This window comes from Ruegeria sp. BI11, assembly GCF_056538005.1.
Genome location: NZ_JBQFSM010000078.1, coordinates 1 through 512, shown reverse-complemented (window position 1 = coordinate 512; position 512 = coordinate 1). Strand labels below are relative to the sequence as shown.

The 512-nt window shown below is 53.9% G+C and carries 1 protein-coding gene; it reads left to right on the top strand.

Features of this window, described 5'->3' with window-relative positions; translation table 11 throughout:
• Window positions 1–512 (top strand): DDE-type integrase/transposase/recombinase (locus ACR0DT_RS25175; RefSeq protein ID WP_480713360.1); only part of this gene is annotated, 512 nt, incomplete at both ends.

The window sequence follows — 512 nt, the reverse complement described above, 5'->3', positions numbered from 1 at the left end:
AAGTTTTCCGAATCTGCCGACCAAGCGCACTTTGGAGAAGCTGGGCATTCCGAAGACCATCTACTATCGCTGGTACGACCGATATCTCGACGGCGGCCCCGAGACGCTTGAAGATCGTAGACCCACGCCGTCACGGGTCTGGAACCGCATTCCCACGCCAGTGCGCGAGAAGATCAAGGATCTGGCTCTGAAGGAAAGTGAGCTTTTCCCGCGTGAGTTGGCTGTTCGCTTCACCGACACAGAAAAGTACTTTGTGTCAAAGACTTCGGTCTATCGCATCCTCAAGTCCTACGATCTGATCACCAGCCCAGCCTATGTGGTTTTGTCAGCCGCAGATGAGTTCCAGGACAAGACAACACGGCCGAACCAGCTCTGGCAGACCGACTTTACCTATCTGAAGGTGATCGGCTGGGGATGGTTCTATCTCAGGACGATCCTGGACGATTACAGCCGATACATCATCGCCTGGAAGCTTTGTACGACGATGAAGACTGAGGATGTGACCGACACAC